Source organism: Bradyrhizobium sp. 147, assembly GCF_023073935.1.
Lineage (GTDB): Bacteria > Pseudomonadota > Alphaproteobacteria > Rhizobiales > Xanthobacteraceae > Bradyrhizobium.
In genome coordinates, this window is record NZ_JADPKL010000140.1 from 74,080 (window position 1) to 98,441 (window position 24,362).

31 protein-coding genes are annotated in these 24,362 nt (G+C 63.3%); 16 read left to right on the plus strand and 15 right to left on the minus strand.

Annotation, left to right across the window (positions count from 1 at the left end):
• Position 1 precedes the first annotated feature (1 nt).
• A complete protein-coding gene (locus IVA87_RS32620) occupies positions 2 to 157 on the plus strand; it encodes a hypothetical protein (protein ID WP_247302000.1) in 156 nt (51 codons plus the stop codon).
• A gap of 71 nt (positions 158 to 228) precedes the next feature.
• Here IVA87_RS32620 and IVA87_RS32625 read toward each other — a convergent pair whose 3' ends face one another.
• The 4 genes from IVA87_RS32625 to IVA87_RS32640 form a co-directional block, all read right to left on the minus strand.
• The gene (locus IVA87_RS32625; RefSeq protein WP_084805933.1) at positions 229 to 531 is read right to left on the minus strand and encodes an HU family DNA-binding protein; all 303 of its coding nucleotides are present in this window, start codon (positions 529 to 531) and stop codon (positions 229 to 231) included.
• Positions 532 to 814: 283 nt separating this feature from the next.
• On the minus strand, positions 815 to 2,047 hold the full coding sequence (locus IVA87_RS32630; RefSeq protein WP_247337166.1) for an acetyl-CoA C-acetyltransferase: 1,233 nt from the start codon (positions 2,045 to 2,047) through the stop codon (positions 815 to 817).
• A 190-nt stretch (positions 2,048 to 2,237) separates the two neighbouring features.
• Entirely contained in the window at positions 2,238 to 3,698 is a 1,461-nt protein-coding gene (locus tag IVA87_RS32635; RefSeq protein ID WP_247337169.1) for a GH1 family beta-glucosidase, read from the minus strand.
• A gap of 170 nt (positions 3,699 to 3,868) precedes the next feature.
• The gene (locus IVA87_RS32640; protein WP_247337175.1) at positions 3,869 to 4,822 is read right to left on the minus strand and encodes a LysR family transcriptional regulator; all 954 of its coding nucleotides are present in this window, start codon (positions 4,820 to 4,822) and stop codon (positions 3,869 to 3,871) included.
• An 83-nt stretch (positions 4,823 to 4,905) separates the two neighbouring features.
• On the opposite strand from IVA87_RS32640, the gene IVA87_RS32645 reads away from it, so the two are divergent.
• Positions 4,906 to 5,478 carry a nuclear transport factor 2 family protein gene (locus tag IVA87_RS32645; RefSeq protein WP_247337178.1) on the plus strand — a complete coding sequence of 191 codons (573 nt, stop codon included), beginning with the start codon at positions 4,906 to 4,908 and terminating at the stop codon, positions 5,476 to 5,478.
• A gap of 173 nt (positions 5,479 to 5,651) precedes the next feature.
• Here IVA87_RS32645 and IVA87_RS32650 read toward each other — a convergent pair whose 3' ends face one another.
• The 3 genes from IVA87_RS32650 to IVA87_RS32660 form a co-directional block, all read right to left on the minus strand.
• A complete protein-coding gene (locus IVA87_RS32650) occupies positions 5,652 to 6,065 on the minus strand; it encodes a hypothetical protein (protein WP_247302014.1) in 414 nt (137 codons plus the stop codon).
• Positions 6,066 to 6,127: 62 nt separating this feature from the next.
• Positions 6,128 to 6,295, minus strand: a complete 168-nt coding sequence (locus IVA87_RS32655) for a hypothetical protein (RefSeq protein ID WP_247302016.1) — start codon at positions 6,293 to 6,295, stop codon at positions 6,128 to 6,130.
• A 316-nt stretch (positions 6,296 to 6,611) separates the two neighbouring features.
• Positions 6,612 to 6,956 (minus strand): hypothetical protein, encoded by a 345-nt coding sequence (locus IVA87_RS32660; RefSeq protein WP_247337181.1) that lies wholly within the window; start codon positions 6,954 to 6,956, stop codon positions 6,612 to 6,614.
• Positions 6,957 to 7,308: 352 nt separating this feature from the next.
• Between IVA87_RS32660 and IVA87_RS32665 the strand changes: the two genes are divergently transcribed.
• From IVA87_RS32665 to IVA87_RS32675, 3 genes are read left to right on the plus strand one after another with little or no spacing between them, the layout of a single operon-like run.
• On the plus strand, positions 7,309 to 7,575 hold the full coding sequence (locus IVA87_RS32665; protein ID WP_247280519.1) for a hypothetical protein: 267 nt from the start codon (positions 7,309 to 7,311) through the stop codon (positions 7,573 to 7,575).
• Entirely contained in the window at positions 7,568 to 7,864 is a 297-nt protein-coding gene (locus tag IVA87_RS32670) for a hypothetical protein (protein ID WP_247302020.1), read from the plus strand. Before IVA87_RS32665 ends, IVA87_RS32670 begins: the two co-directional genes overlap by 8 nt.
• Positions 7,865 to 7,922: 58 nt before the next feature.
• Complete coding sequence (locus IVA87_RS32675; RefSeq protein WP_247302023.1) at positions 7,923 to 8,201, plus strand: DUF1488 domain-containing protein; 279 nt, start codon at positions 7,923 to 7,925, stop codon at positions 8,199 to 8,201.
• A 110-nt stretch (positions 8,202 to 8,311) separates the two neighbouring features.
• On the opposite strand, the gene rpsU is transcribed toward IVA87_RS32675, so the two are convergent.
• Positions 8,312 to 8,587 (minus strand): 30S ribosomal protein S21, encoded by a 276-nt coding sequence (gene rpsU / locus IVA87_RS32680; RefSeq protein WP_247280516.1) that lies wholly within the window; start codon positions 8,585 to 8,587, stop codon positions 8,312 to 8,314.
• A 4-nt stretch (positions 8,588 to 8,591) separates the two neighbouring features.
• Entirely contained in the window at positions 8,592 to 8,774 is a 183-nt protein-coding gene (locus tag IVA87_RS32685; RefSeq protein WP_247337185.1) for a hypothetical protein, read from the minus strand.
• A 251-nt stretch (positions 8,775 to 9,025) separates the two neighbouring features.
• Between IVA87_RS32685 and IVA87_RS32690 the strand changes: the two genes are divergently transcribed.
• A complete protein-coding gene (locus IVA87_RS32690; RefSeq protein ID WP_247280515.1) occupies positions 9,026 to 9,235 on the plus strand; it encodes a cold-shock protein in 210 nt (69 codons plus the stop codon).
• Between the two features lie 97 nt (positions 9,236 to 9,332).
• Positions 9,333 to 9,569, plus strand: coding sequence for a transcriptional regulator (locus tag IVA87_RS32695; protein ID WP_247302033.1), 237 nt, complete (start codon positions 9,333 to 9,335; stop codon positions 9,567 to 9,569).
• A 224-nt stretch (positions 9,570 to 9,793) separates the two neighbouring features.
• Here IVA87_RS32695 and IVA87_RS32700 read toward each other — a convergent pair whose 3' ends face one another.
• The 3 genes from IVA87_RS32700 to IVA87_RS32710 all read right to left on the minus strand — a co-directional run bounded on the left by IVA87_RS32700 (position 9,794) and on the right by IVA87_RS32710 (position 14,191).
• The gene (locus tag IVA87_RS32700) at positions 9,794 to 10,006 is read right to left on the minus strand and encodes a hypothetical protein (protein ID WP_247302037.1); all 213 of its coding nucleotides are present in this window, start codon (positions 10,004 to 10,006) and stop codon (positions 9,794 to 9,796) included.
• 193 nt (positions 10,007 to 10,199) lie between these two features.
• Positions 10,200 to 12,668, minus strand: coding sequence for a TonB-dependent receptor (locus IVA87_RS32705; RefSeq protein WP_247337190.1), 2,469 nt, complete (start codon positions 12,666 to 12,668; stop codon positions 10,200 to 10,202).
• A gap of 164 nt (positions 12,669 to 12,832) precedes the next feature.
• Positions 12,833 to 14,191 (minus strand): histidine kinase, encoded by a 1,359-nt coding sequence (locus IVA87_RS32710; RefSeq protein ID WP_247337193.1) that lies wholly within the window; start codon positions 14,189 to 14,191, stop codon positions 12,833 to 12,835.
• A gap of 210 nt (positions 14,192 to 14,401) precedes the next feature.
• Here IVA87_RS32710 and IVA87_RS32715 point away from each other — a divergent pair, with 210 nt between their 5' ends.
• Together IVA87_RS32715 and fghA are read left to right on the plus strand one after the other, a co-directional pair.
• Positions 14,402 to 15,022, plus strand: a complete 621-nt coding sequence (locus IVA87_RS32715) for a response regulator transcription factor (protein WP_247337196.1) — start codon at positions 14,402 to 14,404, stop codon at positions 15,020 to 15,022.
• 69 nt (positions 15,023 to 15,091) lie between these two features.
• Complete coding sequence (gene fghA / locus IVA87_RS32720) at positions 15,092 to 15,937, plus strand: S-formylglutathione hydrolase (protein ID WP_247337199.1); 846 nt, start codon at positions 15,092 to 15,094, stop codon at positions 15,935 to 15,937.
• A 49-nt stretch (positions 15,938 to 15,986) separates the two neighbouring features.
• Here fghA and IVA87_RS32725 read toward each other — a convergent pair whose 3' ends face one another.
• Positions 15,987 to 16,559 (minus strand): DUF3280 domain-containing protein, encoded by a 573-nt coding sequence (locus tag IVA87_RS32725; protein WP_247337202.1) that lies wholly within the window; start codon positions 16,557 to 16,559, stop codon positions 15,987 to 15,989.
• Positions 16,560 to 16,618: 59 nt separating this feature from the next.
• Between IVA87_RS32725 and IVA87_RS32730 the strand changes: the two genes are divergently transcribed.
• From IVA87_RS32730 to IVA87_RS32755, 6 genes are all read left to right on the plus strand, one after another.
• The gene (locus tag IVA87_RS32730) at positions 16,619 to 17,800 is read left to right on the plus strand and encodes an ABC transporter substrate-binding protein (RefSeq protein WP_247337205.1); all 1,182 of its coding nucleotides are present in this window, start codon (positions 16,619 to 16,621) and stop codon (positions 17,798 to 17,800) included.
• A 232-nt stretch (positions 17,801 to 18,032) separates the two neighbouring features.
• Positions 18,033 to 18,992: a YVTN family beta-propeller repeat protein gene (locus IVA87_RS32735; protein WP_247337208.1), complete on the plus strand. Its 960-nt coding sequence runs from the start codon at positions 18,033 to 18,035 to the stop codon at positions 18,990 to 18,992.
• A complete protein-coding gene (locus IVA87_RS32740) occupies positions 18,989 to 19,795 on the plus strand; it encodes an ABC transporter ATP-binding protein (protein ID WP_247337213.1) in 807 nt (268 codons plus the stop codon). The genes IVA87_RS32735 and IVA87_RS32740 overlap by 4 nt, the downstream gene beginning before the upstream one ends.
• Positions 19,792 to 20,640, plus strand: a complete 849-nt coding sequence (locus IVA87_RS32745) for an ABC transporter permease (protein WP_247337217.1) — start codon at positions 19,792 to 19,794, stop codon at positions 20,638 to 20,640. Before IVA87_RS32740 ends, IVA87_RS32745 begins: the two co-directional genes overlap by 4 nt.
• The gene (locus IVA87_RS32750) at positions 20,637 to 21,245 is read left to right on the plus strand and encodes a hypothetical protein (RefSeq protein WP_247337220.1); all 609 of its coding nucleotides are present in this window, start codon (positions 20,637 to 20,639) and stop codon (positions 21,243 to 21,245) included. The genes IVA87_RS32745 and IVA87_RS32750 overlap by 4 nt, the downstream gene beginning before the upstream one ends.
• 145 nt (positions 21,246 to 21,390) lie before the next feature.
• The gene (locus tag IVA87_RS32755; protein ID WP_247280501.1) at positions 21,391 to 21,690 is read left to right on the plus strand and encodes a copper-binding protein; all 300 of its coding nucleotides are present in this window, start codon (positions 21,391 to 21,393) and stop codon (positions 21,688 to 21,690) included.
• 173 nt (positions 21,691 to 21,863) lie between these two features.
• Here IVA87_RS32755 and IVA87_RS32760 read toward each other — a convergent pair whose 3' ends face one another.
• Positions 21,864 to 22,421 (minus strand): PQQ-dependent catabolism-associated CXXCW motif protein, encoded by a 558-nt coding sequence (locus IVA87_RS32760; RefSeq protein ID WP_247337227.1) that lies wholly within the window; start codon positions 22,419 to 22,421, stop codon positions 21,864 to 21,866.
• On the minus strand, positions 22,418 to 23,302 hold the full coding sequence (locus tag IVA87_RS32765; RefSeq protein ID WP_247337230.1) for a substrate-binding domain-containing protein: 885 nt from the start codon (positions 23,300 to 23,302) through the stop codon (positions 22,418 to 22,420). Before IVA87_RS32765 ends, IVA87_RS32760 begins: the two co-directional genes overlap by 4 nt.
• Before the next feature lie 129 nt (positions 23,303 to 23,431).
• Between IVA87_RS32765 and IVA87_RS32770 the strand changes: the two genes are divergently transcribed.
• Positions 23,432 to 24,358, plus strand: a complete 927-nt coding sequence (locus IVA87_RS32770) for a quinoprotein relay system zinc metallohydrolase 2 (protein WP_247337233.1) — start codon at positions 23,432 to 23,434, stop codon at positions 24,356 to 24,358.
• The last annotated feature ends 4 nt before the right edge of the window (positions 24,359 to 24,362 follow it).

Here is a 24,362-nt window from a genome sequence, read left to right on the forward strand (position 1 = left end):
GATGAGCGGATTGCTGGAAAGAGCGAAGCGATCGCGGACAACGCAGCGGCTGCGCCAGCTGCTCGATCGCGCCATCGACCGGGTGCGCGATGCGCTTGCGGCGCCAGGACCGCGGCTCGAGCCGGTCCCGGTCCGGGTGAAGCGCCGCAAGGGTTGAGCCCTCCGTCTCAAGCCCTCGCGGCAGCCCCAAATAAAAGGCCCCCTCGGACTGAGGGGGCCTTTGCGTTGTCAGGCCACGGCGTCCTTGGCAGCCTTGACCGGGCGGGCGCGGACGATCTTCCGGGCCGGCTTGGCCTTGAACATCATCTCTTCACCCGTGAACGGGTTGGTACCCTTGCGCGCCTTGGTCGCGGGCTTCTTGATGACCACGAACTTGGCGAAGCCCGGCACCAGGAACAGGCCGTTCTTCTTGAGCTCCTTGTGACCGACGTCGGTCAGCGTCTCCATAACGCTCTTGACGTCACGCTTGGAAAGCTCGGTGGCGGTCGCAATCTTTTCGATCAGCTGCGATTTCGACATTTGGGTTGGCATCGTGTCTCCTCTGATTCGTTGCCGGTTGCATATTAGACCAACCGGCGAAGGCCTATAGCCTTCTGCACAGTTTTGTCGCGGTTTTTACGGGCTTTTTTGGCCCTCTGTGACAAAAAACCCTGCATTTTAGCTGCTTCCGGAGCGAAAGGAGCCTCAGGCAGCGGTTTTTGCCTTGTTTCAAAGGCCCGCAAGCCACCTTGCTAAAGCTGATTCGATGCTTTCGACAAGCGACGACCGGCCTCTTTGCCGGAGGCCGGTCGCGATTCACCCTGAAATATAAGGGCTAGACGCGCTCGATGATGACCGCCGGCGCCATGCCGCCGGCGGCGCACATAGTGACGAGACCGCGCTTGAGGTCGCGCCGTTCGAGCTCGTCGAGTACGGTGCCGATCAGGATCGAGCCGGTCGCGCCGATGGGATGGCCGAGCGCGATCGAGCCGCCATTGACGTTGACCTTGGCGCGATCGAGCCTGAGATCGCGGATGTATTTTTCCGCAACCACCGCAAAGGCCTCGTTGATCTCGAACAGGTCAATGTCATCGACGGTCAGCCCCGCCTTCGCCAGCACCTTGCGCGTCGCCGGGACCGGCGCGTTCAGCATCAGGGTCGGCGAGTCCCCCATGTTGGCCATCGCCACGACGCGGGCGCGCGGTTTGAGGCCATGTGCCTTGGCGTAGGCCGGCGAGGCCAGCAGGATTGCGGCGGCGCCGTCGACAACGCCGGACGAGTTGCCGGCGTGGTGCACGAAGTCGATTTCGAGCTCGGGATACTTTTGCAGGATCAAGCCGCGATAGGTCGTGCCCTTATCGTCGAGCGCATAGTCGGCGACGGCGGAGAACGCCGGTTTCAGGCTGCTCAGCCCCTCCATCGTGGTCTGCGGGCGCGGATATTCTTCATGGTCGAGCGCAAGGCTGCCGTCCTCGCGCTGGACGGGCACGAGGCTCTTCTTGAAGTGGCCGTTCGCGATCGCATGCGCTGCCCGTTTCTGGCTCTCCAGCCCGAGCGCGTCGACGTCCTGCCGCGTGATACCTTCCAGCGTCGCGATGGCATCGGCGCAGACGCCCTGATGCGACTGCGGGTGCCGCGCCCGCAGGCGAAGATTGCCGCTGTCCATCATCATCGGACCAGAGCCGCGCCGCCCCTCCATCGACATCATCTCGCAGCCGCCGGCGATGACGAGGTCTTCGGCGCCCGCCATGATCGAGCTGGCGGCCATGTTGACGCTGGTGATGCCGGAGCCGCAGAAGCGGTCGAGCGTCACCGCGCTCGCGCGCACGTCATAGCCGGCATCCAGCGCCGACATCCGCCCGAGATCACCGCCTTGCGTCGCGACCTGCGCGCTGCAGCCCCAGACGATGTCGTCGACATCGGCGGTATCGATGCCGGTGCGGTCGGCAAGCGCGCGCAGCACGGTTGCACCCAGTTGCTGCGGATGAATGCCCGAGAGTGCTCCCTTGCCGGCCTTGCCGATGCCCCGCGGGGTGCGGCAGGCATCGATGATGAGCGCGTCAACCATTGGCGTTGTCCTCTTGTTTATGGGTGTTGAGAGGCGTTGTGAATTAGGGGGCCAGGTGAGTCAATGCGTGGCGTGTGCACCCCTCCCCCGGATTTTCCGCTACGCGTAAAATCGGGCTAGGGGCATGCGATCTGAGCGATGGCGCGCGAAAGCCTCAGCGACGTCATGGACCTACACGGGAAGAAGGCGCTCACACACCCGCCGCGTTGTTCGCGATCACGTTGCGGTAGAAGCTGGCGCTGAGCTTTGGGGTGCGGACCTGGGTGTCGAAATTGACGTGATAGAGGCCGAAGCGCTTGTTCAACCCGTACACCCATTCGAAGTTGTCCATCAGGCTCCAGAGGAAGTAGCCGCGCACCGGCACACCCTCAGTGGTGGCGCGCTGGAGCTGGGCGAGATAGTTGCGCAGATACATGATGCGATCGGTGTCGTAGATCTTGCCGTCCGCCGTGACGACGTCATCGCTGGAGGTGCCGTTCTCGCTGATATAGATTGCGTCGGTCTTCCAGATCTTCGCAGCCAGCTTCGGGACCCAGTAGATCGTCTCGGGACCGACGCGCAGCCAGTCCGAGTTCATGTGCGGGAACGATTTCGGCATCGGCAGCGGCATGAAGCCGGCACCCTGGTCGGAAGCCACCACATAGTTCTGCGGGGCGTAGATGTTGAGGCCGAGGAAATCGACCGGCGAGGAGATGATCTTCAGCTCCGCATCGGTGTATTTCGGCGCGTTGGGCCCGGCGAATTTCAGGAAGGCGTCGGTATATTTGCCCGTCATGATGACGTTGAGATAGCCGGCATTCATCTCGCGCAGAGCGATTCCCGCGGCGCGGACGTTCTCCGGCGTGTCGATCGCGGGCGCGCAGGCGTCGATGTTCTCGGCCGGCCCTACGCGGGTGCCGCGGCGGCCATGGGCGCGCACGGCCTGCACGGCGAGCCCGTGCGCGAGCGCGCTGTTGTGCCTGATCTGGTTGACCTCGGCCTGCGGCAGCGTCAAGCCCGGCGCGTCGATGCCGATGCCGTAGCCAAAATAGACGAAGCGGCCGCTCTCGTTCAGCGTGAACACGTTCTTGACCCGGTCGGTCAGATGCTTGGCGACATAGGCCGCATAGTCGCCGAAGATCTTGCAGGTCTCGGTCGAGCGCCAGCCGCCAAAACGGTCCTGGAGCGATTGCGGCAGGTCCCAATGATAGAGTGTCAGCCACGGCTCGATGCCGTTCTTGAGGAGCTCGTCGATCAGGCGGTTGTAGAAGTCGAGCCCCTTCGGATTGGGCTTGCCGTCGCCGTCCGGAAACACCCGCGGCCAGGCCACCGAGAAACGATAGGCCTTGCAGCCGAGCTCCTTGATCAGCGCGACATCCTCCTTGTAGCGTTGATAATGCTCGTTGGCGCGGTCGCCATTGGTGCCGTCCTCAATCTTGCCGGGGATGCGGACAAACTTGTCCCAGATCGAGGCCCCTCGCCCATCCTCGTTGACCGCACCCTCGACCTGATAGGACGACGTCGCCGTGCCCCAGAGGAAGCCTGCGGGGAAGCCGTTTCCGCGCGGCGGCGATGCCGGCTTGACCTCGAGAGCTTCAAGGGGACTCGCAACTCCGGCTGCGGACAATCCCGCCAGCTTGGCAAACTGGCGACGCGAGACCTTGTCCGACATTGATGCTGCTCCGCTTCTTCGTTTCGGCCCGGCACAATGAACAGTTCCGGGCCGTTTGAGAAGCGCATGCGGGAGGACCCAGATCCGGCAAGCGTTGGTGACGCAGCAGGCACGATGCCGTCCATTTTCCTGCGTCGGATGAACACCTCTCGTGTTCAGGGCCGGCGATTTTAGGGCCTGGCTGTTCCGACTGAACCGACCACAATCTGCATCAGCCAGGCGATGCCGGCGTCTCTCATCGCTGCCTTGGTTGCGATGGCCCGGATCGTATCCGGTTTGCGCGCGAAAGGCAGCTCGACAAATACCAAGCCGAAGCGGCCGGCATGGTGCTCCACCAGTCGGCGCGGCAACGCTGCGATCAGATCAGACCCAGAAAGCTGGACAAGCGCCATCATGAAATTCGGGACCGTCAGGGCGATGCGGCGTTCGAGGCCACGCTTGGCCAACATCTCGTCGACGAAACCACGCGGTTCACCGCTGAGAGACACCAGCAGGTGCTGTGATTGCGAGAATGCAACACGGGGTGAAGCTCTTTCCAAAGGATGTCCCCTGCGCATGGCCAGCACGAACTCCTCGTCATAGAGCCTGCGCGCCTCGAAACGCGGTGATACCGCCGGCAGCGGCAGCATTGCGATATCGAGCTCGCGTGTTTCGAGCATGTCGAGACTTTGGTGCCAGGGCTCTCCGATCGCGCCGCCGCGCGGCGCAGGCATCAAGTGGATCAGCCCGATGTCAATGTGAGGTGCCGCAGTCGCGATCGAACGCAAGATCGGAACGGTTGTGGAGACCAGGACGGCGTCGGGGGCGCCAATCGTGAACCGACGGCTGCTTTTCACAGGGTCGAACGGCGCAGCCGACCCGATCAGCTGTTCGACGCGCGCGATGATCTCGGCCACCGGCTCCCCAAGCTCCAACGCCCGCGCCGTTGGAACGACGCCCTTCGGTGTCCGCAGGAACAGCGGATCGTTCAGCAGAAGACGGAGCCGGCCAAGCGCATGACTGACGGCCGACGGCGTCAGGCTCAGCCGAGCGGCTGCGCGCGCGACATGACGTTCTTCCAGAACGACGCGGAAGAGCACGAGCAGATTCAGATCAATCCTGGATAGATCAATTTTCTTCAGCATATTGCTGAAATCATATCGCTGGATTCATCAAGATCAAGGCCGCATGGATTGGGCTCGCTCGTCGTTCGATCAGGAGTCCTGAAATGACCAAGAGACCGCCCGGGCTGAACAAATCGCCAGGCTCGCCGGAGACGATGTCGCGGCGCTCGATGATGACCGCTACGGCTGCGCTTCCTCTGTCCGTTCAGCTTTCGGCCGATGCCGCCGGGAACGACGCGATAGCCAGCCTCATCGAACGCGCCCGCGAGAAGAATGCCGCCTTCATGCGTGGCGACATGGATCGCTGGTTCCAGCTTGTCCGCATTGCGCCGGATTTCACGCTGATGCAGCCCTTCGGCGGTCCTGCAAGTCGCGGATTCGACGCCAGCCCCAAGCGCTTGGCTGACCTATCGCGATACTTCAGGGAAGGCGAAACCGAACTCGAGGTTTTGCAAACCTATGCATCGAACGAGCTCGTCGTTCTCGTCATGGTCGAACACCAGCGGGCCGAGGTGGGCGGGTTGGCGGCTCAAGACTGGTCGCTGCGCGTGACTGAAGTCTACCGCAAGGATGGCACGGATTGGCAACTCGTGCATCGTCATGCGGATCCGCTGGTCCGAAGCATCACCTTGCAACAAGCGGCGATACTCGCCCGGGGTTGGAGGGAGGAAAAATGATTTTGCCTCGCCTCGCTGGAGCAGCCAACTGACTCAGGACGTCGCCGCATTCAGCGCGAAACGTCTCCCCCTGGTTGGTGAGCGCGGGGGATTCTGCGTCGCCATTCCCGAAGTTTGCAGGGCGTTAGGTGGCAAGGCTTCGACGAGCGGTTTCGTCGCGATGGCGCATGCGCTCAGCGCGAGCGCTTCGGCAACTTCGGCAGCTTGTCGGGATTGAACTCCGGCATCTGCCCGGCTCGTTCTCGTTCAGGTGCCGGTGGCTGCTGTTCGGTCAGGATGAGCGTGCCCTGGAGGATCATTCCCGGGACTTGTACGGCCGTCGCCGTGTAGCTCGCGATCTTGCCAGGGCAGCTTCCTTCGATGTGCAGCGTGAGCTCATCGTCGTTGCCGAAGACCGTTACACGGCCGTCGGTATGGCGCTTGGTCGATACGGTAGCGGTGAAGCGATCGCCATCGACGTGACAGGAGCCATGATACGTCATCAGGCTGTCGCGGCCCCAGATTTGTCCGTCTGCGACATGGACGATGCCGGTGCCCTGGTCCAGCGGCGTCTTGTACCAAGCCGCGTAGGTGCCGTCCTTCAGCATGGGAGCCATTTCCCCCTGGTATTCCCGAGGGGATAGTCCGCAGCATTAGTGCTAAGAAAGGGTTAATCGCGCGGCCCGTGCAAATCCGGTTGGTCCCTCCGCAGCTCGGCCTCGAGCTCCTCGATGATGCTGTGAAGCAGACATGCGGCGAGCGGATCTGTCACTTCCCGCTCCAGGCGCCGATAGCGCGCGATCTGGAACTCCTGCTCTCGCAACTGGTGCTCTGTCATCGGACGGGCCCTCCGACGAAACGACGCAGAACCGGCCGGGGAGTTTCGTTAAAATTTTCGGATCATTCGCGATGGTTTCTGCTTGGTTAAACATCAATACGGCGGCGATGAATTCAGGGTGGCGATCTTGTGCCGTCCGGCCGAAACCGGCGGCCGCTCTCGATTTCCAATCAAGCGATGTCACTTGGGAAGAGCAGACATGGAACGCCGACGCGCCGTCCGCTATGGACGAACAGGCGACATCAGAAGTTGCGAGTTAATTAGGAGAGTCAATCGGGCGGCGCCTCGAGCGCTCGCCCGTTCGCCTCGTTTCTCGCTACTTCTTTTTCACCGTCCCGAAATCCGGCTGCCAAGCGGCTTCCTTGCGGTTCGGCGCCGCAGCGATCACCTTGGCCTTTTCCTTCTTCGGCTTCTTGGCTTCGCGATTGCCGCGTTGCTGGCCCTTCGCCATGTCGCTCTCCTTTGGTGGTTTGAGTTCGTCGAGTTCGTTCGACTGCAGCACCCGTCCACGCGGAGTGCAGACCCTGACGTCCATGTAGCCTTCGCGCAGCAGTTTTCGCGCGAGCCGCAGCGCGACCGTTGCACTACCGCGGCCGAGATTGGAGCTGCCGTATTCGTTGGTTCCGCTGACCAGATATGGCACGCGGGTTGTCCTAGCCATTGAGGACGGCGGCTCCGCATACGAGAAGCAGCAAAAACAACGGAACGACCACCGGCGGCACGATCCATTCCGAGATGCGAACGCGCGACATCGAATGCTCCTGCGAGGCCTTCGGCGGGAGCACACGTGACCCTCAGTCACCGGTCGAAGCCGTTGAGATGTGCGGTGATGGTGGCGAGGCTACGCCCGCGCCGAGCCAATAGCGAGCGTTAAATGCCACGCGGGCGACGGCTCCGCCGCGACATCTTCATTTGCCGGCTGGTCACGATAGTGCTGGCTATTGCCATGCGAAGGGCGCATGGTCGCGACAGCCAGCATCGGTTGGGGCTTCACTTGCGAAAGGCAGGCGTGCATGACCATCCGCTCGCGGCGAGAAACCGTCAAGTTCAAGCATCCGTTCCGCATCCGCGGCATCGAGCGCACCTTACCGGCCGGCGCCTATGAGGTCGTCACAGACGAGGAGACGATCGAGGGCCTGACCTTCTCGGCCTATCGCCGCATTGCCACGATGATCACGGTGCCCGCCGAAGGCGCTTGCGGCGCCACGGAGATGCTGTCGATCGGCTCGATCGATCTTGCGAACGCACAAGCCGCGGACGCGAGCATCACCAATGACTGACCGGCCGGTCGATCTCGATAAGCATCGCGGCATGGCCGCGCAGAAGGCAACCGACCTGCGCCGTGCGTTGGCTGACGTCGAGGCGCATCTCCGCGAGCTGCGCGAGCGTGAAGCCGATCTCGAAAACCGCATGATGACGGTGCCAGCCGCGTCCTGGCCAGAGGCGGCAGTGAAGGCGCGCCATCTGCTCAACCTCTATGCTGCAAGTCTGCCTTCCGAGGATACGCGCCATCGCGCGCTAGTGGCAGCACTGTTCGACGATTTCGCCCGGCTGTCGGGCGAGGTCTGAGGCGAACGACGGCCGCCCCGCATTCTCGACATGCCGCAATCAGGTAACGGAGCAAGCCATGACATTGACCAGCGGCCGCTTTATTAGCCACGAATACGACCGAATGATCGTCCGGTTCTCGATGCATGACGGTGCCCGGGAGATTCCTTGCGCGATCTCGACTTCTGCGATGGACGACCTCGAGCGCGGCCCGCAAGTCAAACCCGAGCAGCGGGAGGCCCAGTTCAGCCGATTGCGGGATCGCATCGAAGCATGCGCGGCGAGCAAATATCGCGCGACGGAGTTCGAGGGCACGCCGCCAGGCATTGTGCTGCGAGGCATCGATTTCAGGTCATAAGCAACGACAGCACCGCGACCGGCCTTCTTGCGACGTCACAGGTGACGCCGCCATTATGTTATGAGACCGGACATGCCGTTGCTGCGGAATCTCCGGAACGAGGATTCTTTCTACTCCGCGCGCGCTTTGATCTCCGGCAGTGGCGCCTTGCGCTCGAACGGCTTCTTCTTGGGCGGCGCGGGCAGCAAGCCCTCCCTGATCGCCTGCTTGCGAGCGAGCTTGCGGGCCCGGCGGATGGCCTCGGATTTCTCGCGGGTCTTTCGCTCCGACGGCTTTTCGTAGGAACGCCGCTGTTTCATTTCCCGGAAGACGCCCTCGCGTTGCATCTTCTTCTTGAGAACGCGGAGCGCCTGGTCGACGTTGTTGTCTCTGACAAGTACGTGCAATTGATCATCCTCGCGGGGGCTGCGAATGCGACACGTCCTGCAGGGCAGCCAATTGCGCAGGAGCTTCATTGCGATTTTTGAGGATAGCGGCGGCGACATTCGTCGCGGCTTCGGACGAGCCGATCTGCTTGTCACGGCGATGCAGCTTGGTGACACCAACGTGACCACTGTCGTGCTGTGCTGTCAATCGCTAACGTCTTGCTTGCAGGCCGGCAGACACACACGAAGTGCTGCGATCGGAACACCCGAGGAGCCTCGCAGAAACAAATTGGCTTGCGTCCTTGCGAAATCGCGAATGTGATGTATATTGACCTTGTTCGATTAGCCGCTGTGCCTTGTTGAATGCGCCCGCGGGCTCCTTTTCCAAAGACATCGACGAAGTTGAAGATAACCGCGTGATTGTCGCGCGGAACGCGTTCGCGCGCTTTGGAGAAGAAAATGACGACAGGTACTGTGAAGTGGTTCAACGGCCAAAAGGGCTTCGGTTTCATTCAGCCGAACGATGGTAGCAACGATGTGTTCGTTCACATCAGCGCCGTCGAGCGCGCCGGTCTGGCGGGCCTCGGAGAAGGCCAAAAGGTCAATTTCGAGGTCAAGACCGACAAGATGCGAGGCAAAGTCAGCGCTGAGAACCTCTCGCTGGCTTGATATCGTGGCGCCGTTTCACGGATGTACTGAAACGGCCCCCCTGCCCGCTCGATCTTCGGATTGAGCGGGTTTTGTCGTTTGCCAGGCCGGGTGAGCAATGAGCGCCAAGAAATCGGCAGACCTGTCACCCGAAGGCATCGCGCGCCTAAATCGTAAGCAGCTGGCCGCCGAAGAGGGAGCGCGCGCATTGGCGGACGCCGAAAGACAGGCTATCGAAATTCGCAAGAACATGGCGCGGCTCCGCGAGGTGCGCGAGGCCAAGGAAGCGGCCGATGAAGCTGTTCGAATAGCTTTGCCGGCACCCAAGAAGCGTTCGAGGAAGCCGGCGCGATAGTCGCCTTCAACGCCATCGCCGAAACTTAAAGACGATCGCATGCCGGAAGTGCAGGTCGTGGCCTAGAATCACGCCAGAATCATCACTTTCCTTCTCGCTTCCGGCGCAAATCGGCAGATGTGCCGGCTCGCGACGGCATTCAACACGCGGAAGCAGGCCTTCAGCTATCTTCAGAAGCATCGAACGGAGTTCGAGCGCATGGCGCCGGGCGCGACATCGTTCTGTCAGGGCTTCGAGGGCTTTTGATCCCACGGGCGCTTGCCGTCCGCGTCACGATCCCAGGGCCGCGTTGTGGGTGCACTCTTTTCGGCCTCGGCCGCTTTCGCGCGGTCATGCTTAACCTGTTCGCGGTCGGTAAAGGGCGGGTTTTGAGTGGAGCTGACTTGAGCGAGGACCGGAACTGTGGTGACCAGCGCAATCATAAGGAATTTCATCATCCCCGTATCTAGCACCGATCTCGGAACGCGTCCGATTTAGTTTGTCCGCTCGCCGTTTTCAGGCTGCAGAGCTTGGCCTCTCTTCTCTTGGCTGTCGGCACAGCGCCGATATTCCTCCGCCAATTCCCGGAGAGCCGCAGTGCCGGTGCGAGTCCGCCTCAGGCCGTAGCGGAAAGCAGTGCATCGAGCACGCCTAGAACGTCACCCGCATGCCCGCATAGAACGCCCGCGGCCTTGCCGGGCTGAGCGAGCGCGGGTCAGTGAATTCTGCGCCGCCATTGGTGAAATTGGGCACGGCCTCGCGGTCGAAGAACTGTCCGTAGGTGGCGTAACGCTTGTCGAACACGTTGTCGATGCGCCCGTAGAGCTGGACGTTCTTTGCGACCTGATAGGAGGTGTGGAGGTTAAAGACCGTGTAGGACGGCAGCTTCGCGTATTGGTTGGACTCATCGCCGACCAGATACTGGCTGGAGACGAACAGCGCGTTGCCGCCGACCTTCCAGACGTCGGTCACGGCGTAATCGACGCCGACCTTGACGCGATGGCGCGGGACCGCGGGGATCTGGTTGCCGGGCAAGACCCGGATGGTCTCGGTGGCCGGATCGGCAAACGGGCTTTCCGAGCCGAGTTCGAGCGGGTCAAGGAAGCGCGCGTCGACGAAGGCGTAGCTCGCCTGGAACTGGAGCGTCGGAGACTTGATGTTGACTTCGGCTTCGAGCCCCTGCCGCCGCGTCCGGCCGACATTGGAAAAATAACCGAAGCCTGTGCGCCCGACGGCGGGTACCGCAAGGATGTCGTCATGATTGGTGGCGCGGAAGCCGCCGATCTTCCATCCGAGCGTGCCGATGTTCAGCTCCCTGGTGCCGCGCAGGCCCGCTTCCACGGTCTTCGACACAACCTGCTTCAGCGGCGGATCGGAGACGAGAAACGCTGCAATCAGGCAGGGACGGGCTGGATCGGAGCAGCCGAGCTCGAGCGGCGTCGGCACGCGGTTGGCCTCGGAATAGCCGGCATAGGCGGTCAGCTCGGGCGTGATCTTGTAGGTGCCGCCGATCACCGGGTTGAAGCGGGTGAAGGTGTGATCGCCGTTGAGCGCAGTGCCGAGCTGATCTTCCAGCGTGATGCGCGCCACGTTGAAGCGACCGCCGCCGGTGATGGCGAAGGCATCCGTGACGTTGACCGTGTCCATCGCGTAAAGGCCGTTATATTGGTTGACGGTCCGCAGCGAGACAGGACCGGCAACGGGATTTGGTAAGCCGGTCGGCCCCAGGAAGACACCGCTGCCGCTGACGGCGTAATTTTCTGCAATCGAGCCGATCTCGGCGGTGGCGTTGTAGCGCGTGACACCGGCGTCATAGGTTGCGCCCATCACGAAGCGATTGTCGTGCCCGAACAGCTGATCGGTGTTGGTGGCCTGTCCCGAAATGCCGAAGCTGCTCGAACGGATCGTGCCCCGGTCGATCTCGCCGAGGATCGTTCCCGGCGCAAACGGATTGGCAAGCTGCACGCCGTTCACGCCGTTTGCGGGCGTGGTGTCATCGCCGAAGCACAGCAGCGTCGGATCTGCACCGCACTCCTGCGCATCGGTCGGGTTTCCGTCGACGATCTTCTGCTCGTAGCGGCGCACATGCGCGGTGCCTTCGAGCGTCCAGGTCGGCGTCGCATCGACCTTTCCGGTCAAGTTGAGATAGCCAACGCGGTTCGAGGTGGTCTGCGGTGTGGTGTAGGTCGCGCCCCAATATTTTTCGAGCAGCTCGGCGGGAACAGTGGCGCTGGCGCCGAAATCGTTTTTGGCCACTCCCATGTTGGCGTGAAATTCGCTGTCGCCCGCCTTGTAGCCGACATCGCCGTAGAAGCGCCGCACGTCCGATCGGGAGAAGTTGCGGAAGCCGTTGTCGTGCAGGCCTTCGAGCGCGCCGAAGACGGCGTAATTCTTGTCGACCTGCTTGCCCCATTGCGCCGAGCCCTGGATGCGGCCGAACGAGCCCCCCATGACATCGAGCTCCGCACCCTGATAGGTGAAGCCGTCCTTCATTTGCAGGTTGATGGCACCGCCCAGCGCATTGAGACCGAAGGCGGGATTGTTGGTTACCAGCGTCACGGACCTGATCGCGGCGGTGGGGATCAGGTCCCAATTGACGGCGTCGGAGAAGGCTTCGTTGATGCGGACGCCGTTCTGGTACGCCGCAAGGCCTTGCGGCGTGCCGGTCACGGGCGAAGCGACGAAGCCGCGGAATTCGACGTCGGGCTGAAACGGATTGCCGGTGACTTCGCTGATGTTGACGCCGGCGATGTTGTCGCGCAGTGCGTCGGTCACGTTCAGCGAGCCGGTGCGCTTGATCTGGCTGGCATCAACAGCGTTGATCGCCGACGGGACCTTGTCGACATCAAGACCTCTGCCGGTGCCCGGCGCGGTCGGATAGACGTAAATGCGCGTCCTGGGGCTGGCGGACCCCGGCGTCCCGATGCGTGCGACCGGTCGCGACGGCGTCGTGCGCCTCGTCGCCGACGGTGGCGCGGTCACCTCGACCGGTGGCAGGTTCTGAACGTTGGTCTCCTCGTCCTGCGCGGCCGCGGCAGGGTGCGCGAACAACCCGGACACCAGCCCCGTCGAGATCGACGCCATCAATAAACGACGCTTGAACCAGAGACCCTTGCCCATCCCCGCCTTCCCATCCGTGACGACCGGCTGTTGTGATTTTCCGCCGTTCGGTCGAGATGAGTGTATTCGGCCGCAATGAGTGCGCCAGCCACAAAAGATCGGACGATATCCGCTCTCGTTTTCCCGATGAAATCGGGAATTTTTCCCGATCGTTTCGGGCGCGATCAGGCAGCCGCCATCGGAACCAGCGCCTCCACGGTCAAACCGTTCTCGCCAGAGACGACATTAAGGGTGCCGCCCAGCGCCAGGATCCGCTCGCGCATGCCGACGAGACCGAAGCCGAGCTTCTGACCCGGCTCCATGCCGCGGCCATTGTCGCTGACGCGTACCCGGGCGCAGACGCGGCCGTCGCGCCCCTGCTGCCCGGCCGGCTCGATGACGACGTTGACCGCGGTCGCGCCGGCATGGCGGAACACGTTGGTGAGCGCCTCTTGCACGATGCGGTAAATGGTGAGGTCGGCAGTCTCGCCGGTCGCGCCCAGCGCCGGCGAGATCGAGGTCTCGATGCTGACCTCGGGATGCGACTCCCGCCATAGCCGCGATAGCGATTCGAGCGCCTGGCGCAGGCCAAGCTCGGCGAGGCCGACGGGCCGGAGGCGCTCCAGCACGCGGCGGGTGAACTGCTGGAGCGCGTTGATCTGCTCCAGCAAGGCGCTGCCGTGCTTTCGCACCGCCTCTGCACTCGGCGCCCGCCCGTCCGCCAGCTTCGCCAGCGCGCTGGCATGCGCGCGCAGCGAGAACAGATACGGTCCGAACTCGTCATGCAGCTCGCGCGCGATCTCCTTGCGCTCGACGTCCTGGAGCGACACCGCACGCTCGGCAAGGCGCCGCTTGTCCTCGACCGCCTCACCCAGCGCTGCTGCGAGATGATTGAGCTTGCCGCAGATCGCGGCGAGTTCGGGCGCACCGCCTGGGGTGACCCGCGCGTCATAATGCCCTCCCTCGATCTCGGCCATCGTCTCGGCCAACGACTGGAGGGGCGCCAGAGCCCGGCCGACCACATTCATCATCACCAGGAACAGCACCACCGCGATGACCGAGCCGACCTCGAGCTGGGTCACGATGCTGTCCCAGATCTCGGCAATCTCGTCGTTCGGATGCGAGGTGATCACGAGCGAGCCGGGCTTGCCATGGATCGAGACGGGCACGCTGACCGCGGTCTGCTCGGGATGAACCAGGCTGACGAACCAAGCCGGCGGCCCGCGCGTATCGGCGTCGGCATCGGCGTGGGGCGGCGTCAGCGGATTTCCGCCGGCGTCATGGAGCGCGATGCTGACATGGCGCAGACGACTGAGATCGCGCGCAATCTGGTTCAGCCGGGCGTCCGGATCGGGCGCCTCGTTCAGGTCCGCCACAATCATCTCGATGAACTCGCGTGCGAGCCGGATCACGCTCTGGTCCTCGGCCTGCACGCGCGGCCCCGCCTCCGCGACCTGGCGGCCGATATTGACGGCCAGCCCTAGCGCCAGCAGCAGCGCCAGCAACAGGTTGATGCGCCCGCGCAAGGAAAGATTTTGCCACATTGGTATCGCTCGTGCCCCGCGAAGGTTCTGCCCCGCCTCTCCGATGACGTTGACAGAGGCGAAGCGGCGGATATCTAATCGGAAGCGTACAGCAATCCCGGCCGGGTTGCATGAGGCGACATGAGACGCGCGCGTCTTGCCTGGTCGGCCTCATGCGGCGCAGAACAGGCAGTTTCTATCAGGGAGAACGCGCTGTCGCGGGGAACGCCTATGCGCATTCTGATCGTCGACGATCATCCCATCGTCGCCTCCGGCTGCCGTGCCGTGCTGGCCGACGAGGGCGAGATCGAGATTTTGGAGGCTGCCGACGCCGAAGACGGCGAGTGCGTCTTCATCGTCGAACGCCCCGACCTCTGCATCATCGACATCAACCTGCCGACCGTGTCCGGCTTCGAGCTCGCGCGCCGCATCCTCGAGCGCGCGCCCCAGGCCCGCATCATCATGTTCAGCATGAACGACGATCCCGCCTTTGCCGCGCGCGCGATCGAATGCGGCGCCAAGGGCTACGTCTCCAAGACCGGCGACCCCGACGACCTCGTCGAGGCGATCCGCGCCGTCGGCGGCGGCGGCACGTACCTCCCGAGCGCGATCGCGCGCAGCATTGCCTTTGCGGGACCGGCGCTGGCGCAAAGCCCGCTGTCGAAGCTGAACGCACGCGAGATGGAGATCCTGCGGCTGCTCAGCGCCGGAAAAAGTCTGTCCGAGATCGCCTGGCTGGTGCAATCGTCCTACAAGACGGTGGCCAATACGTCCTCGATCATGCGCCAGAAGCTGGGCGTGAAGACCTCGGTCGAGCTGGTGCGGCTGGCGATCGACAGCGGCGTTGCCTGACATCGCCACAAATTTCGGTCACACAAGCGTTGCAATCTTGATGTGGCGAGATGCCACGGAGCTTTGGGCATGACGATTCAGACTGTCTCGACGAACAAATCCTATGGCGGCGTGCAGGGTGTCTATCGCCACGCGAGCCAGACGACCGAAACGGACATGACGTTCTCGGTCTATATTCCACCGCACGCGGACGGCGCCAAGCTGCCCGTGGTCTGGTATCTTTCCGGGCTCACCTGCACGCATGCCAATGTCACCGAAAAGGGCGAATTCCGCAAAGCCTGCGCCGAGCTCGGCCTGATCTTCGTCGCGCCCGATACCAGCCCGCGCGGGCCCGACGTGCCGGGTGATGCCAACAACGCCTATGATTTCGGCCTGGGCGCCGGCTTCTACGTCGACGCGACGCAAGAGCCGTTCTCCCGCAACTATCGCATGTGGAGCTACGTGACCGACGAGCTGCCGAAGCTGGTGGCGGCGAATTTTCCGGTCGACGCCAAGCGGCAATCGGTGATGGGCCATTCGATGGGCGGCCACGGTGCGCTGACGGTAGCCCTGCGCAATCCGCACCGATTTCGCGCGGCAAGCGCTTTCGCCCCGATCGTGGCGCCCTCGCTCGTGCCCTGGGGCATCAAGGCGCTGACCGGCTATCTCGGGCCGAACAAGGACGCCTGGCGCAGCCACGACACGGTGGCGCTGATCGAGGACGGCGCCAAGTTTTCGGGCTTCCTGGTCGATATCGGTGAAGCCGACAATTTCCTGAAAGAGCAGCTCAAGCCGGAGTTGTTCGAGGCCGCTTGCACCAAGGCGGGCATCCCGCTGACGCTGCGGCGCCAGGCGGGGTACGACCACAGCTATTATTTCATCTCGACCTTCATGAGCGATCATTTGCACTGGCACGCGGAGAGATTGACGGCGTGATCCTACTTACCCTCCCCTGGAGGGGCCCTGGAGGGGAGGGTAAGAGCCCCTACTCCGGTCTGCCGTAATTCGGCGCCAGCAGGCGGTTGCGGATCAGATAGCTCATCGTGCGCGTCCAGGCTTCGTCGCTGTTACCGCGCATGTCGGCGCTGGCGACCGCGATCGTGTTGCCGGTCTTCACGTCGCGCAGATAGATGTTCAGGTTGATGATCAGGTTCGAGACCTTCTGCACCAGGCCGGTGATCTCGAGATCGGCACCGAGCTGGCCGGCGAGCTTGAGGTCGCAGCCGCCGCAGGCCTGCAAGTTCGCGTGACGGGCGGCATCCCTGATTGGCCCGATGTCGAGCAGCTGGAACTTGCCTGAATCGGCCAGTTCCTTGCGCAGTTGCTCGCTGATGCGCTCCAGCCGCGCCTCTTCAAGCCGCGAGCCGTAGAACTCGCCAGGCAGGCTGGTGTCGATCAGCTCGAAATCGAACACCGCCAGTTTCGGCGCGTCGGCGAGCGCGACCGATCCCATCAACAACAATGCAGCGAGACATAGCAGCGCTCGCAGGATCGTGATTCCAGTCCCCGCGCGTGCGAGGACGAAATGCGGGGTTGCATGCCCTGACAAATTGGTCATGCTTTAGCAGAGACAATTCTCCACCGGCGGTCAAGCCGGAGAGATCGTCTGGAGGAAACATGATCCGATGGTTGGTCGGCCTGATCGGCTTGGGTGTCAGCGCGACGAGTGCGCTCGCCGCTGACCCTATTACGATCGGCGTCGGCTATCTCGGCGTCGCCGGCACCAGATCGACACTGTCGCTGGTCGAGCAGCCCGCGGAGAATGACGGCGTCGCCGGCGCCCGCCTCGCCATCGAGGACAACAACACCACCGGGAAATTTCTCAACCAGCGTTTTATGCTGGAGGAGCGCCGCATCAAGGAAGGTGAGGATCCGGTGCAGGCCGCTACCGCGCTCGCCGACAAGAACGGTTTGATCATCGCCGACCTGCCGGCCGATACGCTGCTGAAAGTCTCGGACGCCCTGCGCGCTCGGGGCACGCTGCTGTTCAACGTCGGCGCAGTCGACGAGCGGCTGCGCGAGGCCGATTGCCGCGCCAACGTCGTCCACACCGCGCCGACGCGCGCGATGCTGGCGGATGCGCTCGGCCAGTACCTGGTGTGGAAGCAGTGGAAGCGCTGGCTGCTCGTGGTCGGCTCGCATGACGAGGACAAGCTATTCGCCGACGCACTGCGTCGCACCGCGACCCGGTTCGGCGCCAAGATCGTGCAGGAGCGCACGTTTGAAGACAAAGGCGGCGCACGCCGGACCGACTCCGGCGTGACGCTGATCCAGCGCCAGATGCCGGTGTTCACGCAACAGGCGCCGACCTATGACGTGCTTGTTGTCGCCGACGAGAGCGAGGTGTTCGGCGCGTACCTGCCCTATCGCACCTGGGATCCGCGGCCCGTCGCGGGCTCGGCCGGTCTCGTGCCGCGCAGCTGGGACGCGGCGCAGGATCAATGGGGCGCAATCCAGATGCAGAACCGCTTCGTCAAGCTGAACTCGCGGCGCATGACCGCGCTCGACATGCAGGCCTGGACCGCGGTGCGCATGATCGGCGAAGCCACCTCGCGCACCAATTCCGGCGAGGTCAAGAAAGTCGCCGATTTCATCAAGGGCCCGGATTTCTCGGTCGCCGCCTTCAAGGGGACGCGGCTCACCCTGCGCGACTGGAATCTCCAGCTTCGCCAGCCGATCCTACTGGTCGACGGCCGCATGGTGGTGTCGGTCTCGCCGCAGGAGGGATTCCTGCACCAGTTCTCCGAACTCGACACGCTCGGCTACGACCGTCCGGAGAGCAAATGCAAGCTGAAGTGAGCAATTTGAGATGAGTTCGAGCCTCCACCGCGACGACGCTGCGCCCCCTCCCCCGCTTGCGGGGGAGGGTTGGGGAGAGGGTGTCTCAGTAAGGAAGACTCCCCAAGAGGAGCGCGCCATCTCCCGCATCGCATCTGTCGATGCGATACGACCTCCTCCGCAAGCGGGGGAGGTGAAGGCAGCCCGCGCACAACCTCAGCGCATCGAAGAGCAACGTCCCTTGCATACGCTGATGTTGCCCCTCTCGCTGTTTGCCGGACTAGCGCTTGCCACCGCACCCGCGCATGCGTTCCTCGCGTATGTCTCGAACGAGAAAAGCAACACGGTATCTGTGATCGACACCGACAGCTGGACCGTGACCAAGACCATCAAGGTCGGCCAGCGTCCGCGCGGCATCGATTTCACCCGTGACGGCAAGTTCGTGATGGTCGCGGTCGGCGACGACGACACCATCCAGGTGATCGACGCCAAGACGCAAAGCGTGGTGGACAGCCTGCCCTCCGGGCCCGACCCGGAATTGTTCGCTCAGGATGCCGCCGGGAAAATCCTCTACGTCGCCAACGAGAACGACAACACGGTGACCGTGATCGACCTCGAGAAGCGCGCCCGGCTCGGCGACATCCAGGTCGGCGTCGAGCCCGAGGGCATGACCATCAGCCCCGATGGCAAGACGCTGATCAACACGTCCGAGACGACCAACATGGCGCATTTCATCGACACATCGTCGCGCCAGATCGTCGCCAATGTGCTGGTCGATGCGCGGCCGCGCTTTGCCGAATTCAAGCATGACAGCTCGGAAGTGTGGGTCTCCTCCGAGATCGGCGGCACCGTCTCGATCATCGATCCCAACAAGCATGAGGTGATCGGCAAGGTCACCTTCGACATCCCGGGCTTGCGGAAAGAGGCGATCCAGCCGGTCGGCATCGGCATGACCAAGGACGACAAGACCGCCTTCATCGCGCTCGGCCCCGCCAACCGCATCGCTGTGGTCGACGTCGCGACCCGCAAGGTGCTGAAATATTTGCTGGTGGGGCAGCGGGTCTGGCACATGGCGTTCACGCCTGATGAAAAATACCTGCTCACCACCAACGGCGTGTCGAATGACGTCTCCGTCATCGACGTCGCCGCGCAAAAGGTGATCAAGACCATTCAGGTGGGCGAACTGCCCTGGGGCATCACGATCGCGCCATGACCAGCCCTGCCCCCATCGCCGAACCGCGTGAGACACCGAGGCTGGAATTGGCCGCAGTGCCGGCGCTATCGATCGACAGCGTCAGTCATTCTTACGGGCCGCGGCGGGCGCTGACCGACGTCTCCTTCAACGTACAGCCCGCGAGCTTCACGGCGCTGCTCGGCCTCAACGGTGCCGGCAAGAGCACGCTGTTCTCGCTGATCACGCGCCTGTTCGGCATCCAGGCTGGCCGTGTCGCCATCTTCGGTCACGACATCAGCAAAACTCCAGGCGAGGCGCTGCGGCTGCTTGGTGTCGTGTTCCAGCCGCGTACGCTCGATCTCGACCTTTCGCTGACGCAGAACCTGCTCTATCACGCCGCGCTCCACGGCATCAGCCGGCGTGAGGCGGCTTCACGCAGCGCCGAGCTGCTCGGGCGCATCGGGCTCTCCGAGCGCGCCGGCAGCAAGGTGCGCGATCTCTCGGGCGGGCAGATGCGGCGACTGGAGATCGCACGGGCATTGCTGCACCGGCCGCGGCTGCTGTTGCTGGACGAGCCGACCGTCGGCCTCGATGTCAAGGCGCGCGCCGACATCATCGGCCATGTCCGCCAGCTCGTGACCGAACAAGGCATCGGCGTGCTCTGGGCGACGCATCTGTTCGACGAGATCATGCCCAATGACGATCTCGTGGTGCTGCACCAGGGCAAGGTGCTGGCGCAGGGGCCGATGAGCCGCGTCGTCACGGAAGTCGGTGCGCAGGACGTCAACACCGCCTTCATGCGCCTGACCGGCGCGCAAACCATGCCGGGAGCCGGCGCATGAGCAGCATCACGACGGGCGAGGCGCCGCGCGGCTTCTCGTTCGCGGAGTACATGACCTGCCTCACCGGCATCGTCTGGCGCGAAGGCCTGCGCTTCCTGCATCAGCGCGAGCGCTTCGTCTCGGCGCTGGTGCGGCCATTGGTGTGGCTGTTCATCTTCGCCGCCGGCTTCCGTCAGGTGCTCGGCATCTCCATCATACCACCCTACGAGACCTACATCCTCTACGAGGTCTATATCGCGCCCGGCTTGATGGCGATGATCCAGCTCTTCAACGGCATGCAGTCCTCGCTGTCGATGGTCTATGACCGCGAGATGGGCAACATGCGCACGCTGCTGGTCAGCCCGCTGCCGCGCGGCTTCCTCTTGTTCTGCAAGCTGCTGGCAGGCACCGCGGTGTCGCTGCTCCAGGTCTATGCGTTCCTCTTGATCGCCTGGTTTTGGGACATCACGCCGCCACCCGCGGGCTATCTCACCGTGCTGCCGGCGCTGATCCTGTCCGGCCTGATGCTGGGCTCACTCGGCATGCTTATCTCCTCCGGCATCAAGCAGCTGGAAAACTTCGCCGGCGTAATGAATTTTGTTATCTTCCCGATGTTCTTCGCCTCTTCCGCGCTCTACCCGCTCTGGCGGGTCCAGGAGGGCAGCCCTTATCTGTATTACCTCTGCGAGGCCAATCCGTTCACTCATGCGGTCGAGCTGATACGATTTGCGCTATACGGGCAGCTCAACTGGATCTCGCTGGCGGTGGTCGCAATCTGCACAATCGTGTTCATGATCGGTGCGATTTTCGCCTATGATCCGTCGCGCGGGCTGGCGCGACGCGGGCCTGCAGGAGGCGAAGGATGAGGGTTCTGGTCCTGGCTGTCATGGCAATTGTGCTGTCGGGCACGGCCGCGCGCGCGGCCGATCCGCGCTATCCCGACTGGCCCTGCACCCAAGCCAAGGTGCCGGAGATTTCGCTCGCGGCCGTCTGGGCCGGCCCGCCGCTCGACGACGTGCAGAACAAATGGAAGGACGACGCCAAGATCAGCGCGCTGGTCGCAAAGCTGTCGGCGCGCAAGACGCCACTCGACGAGGCCGAGAAGTTGGTGAAGGAGTTTCTGGCCGCCTCCGCGTCGGACAAGACGGCGAACGCCAAGCTGCTGTTCGCCGGCCTGTTCGACACGCTTAACGCCCAGCGCTCCCAGGTGATGAACGGCCTCGAACGCGTCAGCCGCAAGCAGCGCGAGGCCGCCGACAAGATCCGCGAGGAAACGCTGGCGCTCCAGGCGCTCCAGGGCGTGACGCCCCGCGACGATGCCAAGATCGAGGCGCTCAGCAACGAACTGATCTGGAAGACCCGTATCTTCGAGGATCGTCACAAAGTGGTGCGATTCGTCTGCGAGGTTCCGACCACGATCGACCAGCGCCTGTTCGCGCTCGGGCGCGTGATCCAGCAGGAAATGGAATAGCGTCAGGCTGGCTGACAGCTCACCAAAGTTCCAGCGACATCACCGCGATCGTTAACCCTTCCGCCGCGCTATCTGGCGGAACCAAATCGCTCTAGGATGTCTTGGTCAATCCAGGACATCCAATCCAGGACATCGGGAGGCCTCGATGGGAACAACGAAATTCATCTTCGCGAGCGTTGCGGTCATCACCATGTTCGCATCCAGCGCCTTTGCCGACGATCTGACCGGAATGATCACGCGGATCGATCGGCTCAACGGCACGATCTCGATCCAGCAGACGCAGAAGGGCACGGTCGGCGCCAGCTCAGGCAGCGCCGGCGCGCTCCAGGAGTACAAGGCAAAGGACGCCGCGATGCTGGATGCCGTTCATGCCGGCGACCGGGTGACCTATACCGCCACCGAGACCAACGGCACGGGCACGCTGACGAAGTTGCAGAAGCAGTAGGTGCGATCTTCGCCTTCACTTCTCCAAGGTGCGACACAGGGTCATGGCCGGGCTTGTCCCGGCCATCCACGTCTAGCCACGCGGAACGAAGAACGTGGATGCCGCGGCGCCGCGCAGAAGCGGCTTCGCTTGGGCCGCGCAGGCGGGACAAGCGCCGGCATAATTGTCTTGCGTTACTGCTCCGGGCGCGGCTCCGGGTGCGCTTCCTCGGTGGGGAGTTTTGCGCCCTCCCAACCGTCGGTGCCGTCAGGGTACCAGGCGATGTTGGAGTAGCCATACGCCAGCGCGCGCTTGGCGGCGTTCCACGACATCCAGCAATCGGCCAGGCAATAGATCACGAGCAGCGCGGCCTTGTCGCCGCGCGAGGCACGCGCGAGGCCGCGCTGCAGGTAATCGTCCACGGCCGGCGGCAACGCGCCGTAGCCGGTGTCCGGCAGCCACAGGCTGCCCGGAATGTTCCTGCGCGGTGCATCTCGCCACACGGTGCCTGCGGGAAGGTTCTTCGGCTTCGGCGGCCGCGGCATCACGTCGACGAAGGCACCGCTTTTCGCCCGCCAGATCGCCTCGGCTTGCGCCGTCGTCAGCACGCGGGCGCCGGCGAGCGTCGCCGGCACAGGCGCGCGGTAATTGTCGATGCGGTAGCCTTCAGGCTCGAACGGCTCCTGCTGCTGCGCCAATGCCGGCCCTGTCAAAACAGTGGCGAGCAGCGCAACGGCAAGATGCCGTTTCATGGCGTCTTCTTGGCCGTCTCCGCGCCGAGCGGCCGATTGTTCTCGTCCAAAAGAGGTACGCCGAAGTCGAGCAGGATCTTGTTGATCTCGCCCTGGTTCTCCTGGATTAGCTTGTTGAGTTGGCGCTTCCAGTTCTGATCGGCCGGGCGCACGCCCATGCCGATGCGATAGACCAGCTTCGGCCCGGTGGTTTCTTTGACCAACGGCGTAACGTGAAGCGAAGCGCCGGCCTTTTTTGCATAATAGCCGGCCATCGGGCCCCACAGCACGCCGGCGTCGATCTTGCCGGCAGCGAGGTCGTCGATCATGGCCTGTGCCGAATTGTCAAAGCGGGTGTCGATCATCAGCGGATAGGACTTTGCATCGCCCATCAGACCGGCTATCGCCATGTTGGTCGCCGGCGGCGTGCCAGCGACGATGCCGACATGCTTGCCCTTCAGCCGCGCGTCCTCCAGGGTATCGACGTCCTCGAGTCCGCTACCGGCCTTGGCGACCAGCGCATAGGTCGTGCGGTAATAGGGATTGGTGCCCTGAACGAGGTCGTCGCCCTGCGGAAAGCCCATGATAACGTCGCAGCGATGCGCACCCAGCGTCATGCGCACGAAGCCGGTGGCCTGCGGGAAGAAGACGTAGTCGAGCTTCTTCTGGAGCTTGTCCGCCAAGAACTCGGCGAGCTTGTTCTCGAACCCTTCACCCTTCTCGTTCGAGAACGGCAAATTGCGCGGGTCGGCGCAGACGCGCAGCACCTTTGGATCGACCAATTCGAAGGAGAGGTCGCCGGTCTCGTTGGTCTGCGCGATCGCAGCATTGCCGAACGCGCAGGACGCCACCAGGATCCACAGTGAAAACAACCAGCGACGATGTCGTCCGGCCTCCGTCATCGCGCTTCCTCCTCGTCTTGTTTGAATGTTATCCATGCAACGCATGATGCGCCATGTTTTGCCAGCTTTGTGTTTGGTTTTGCCTTGCTGCAGCGCAACGCAGCAAACACTCTGAACTGAGGCGGAAAAGTGTCTCACATCGCTTCAACGATCGCAGTCCTGTTCCTGCTGGGGTCCGTCACGCTAGCACGCGCCGGGGCATCCGAATTGCCTGTGAGCGAAGTCGCGCCGGGAATCTTCGTACACTCCGGGACCATCGCCCTCATGACCCGCGAAAACGAGGGCGACATCGCCAACGTCGGCTTCATCGTGGGCGGTGATGCGGTGGCTGTGATCGATACCGGCGGGAGCTACCGCGAAGGCAAGGCGCTGCTGGCGGCCGTGCGGGCGAAGACGCCCAAGCCGATCCGCTACGTCATCAACACCCACGGCCATCCCGATCATGTTTTCGGCAATGCGGCCTTCGCCGATGGAAACACCATCTTCGTCGGCCATCACAAGCTTCCCCAGGCGCTCGCGACGCGCGGGCCTTTCTATCTCGACAATTTTCGCCGCATCATGGGCAATGAGCTGATCGATCCCGTGAACATCATTGCCCCTACCCTGCTCGTTTCGGACACGACGACGCTCGATCTCGGGTCGCGCCGGCTGACCCTGCGGGCCTGGCCGGCCGGGCACAGCGACAATGATCTGACTGTGTTCGATGAGACGACCAAAACCTTGTTCGCGGGCGATCTCGTCTTTCTCCGCCACATTCCGGTCGTGGACGGCAGCATCCGCGGCTGGCTAGACACTTTGAAGGAATTGCAGGCCATTGCGGCGCTGCGCGTCGTTCCTGGTCACGGCCCGGTGAGCGACTGGCCTGCCGCGCTGACCGATGAGCGACGCTACCTGTCAACGCTGCTGTCCGACGTCCGCGCACTGAACAAGAAGGGCGAGCCGATCCGAACCGCCGCCGACAAGGCCGCCGGGTCGGAACGGCCGCGCTGGGCGTTGTTCGAGGACTACAATGCCCGCAACGCAACCGCAGCATTTTCAGAAATTGAATGGGAGTAGCGGG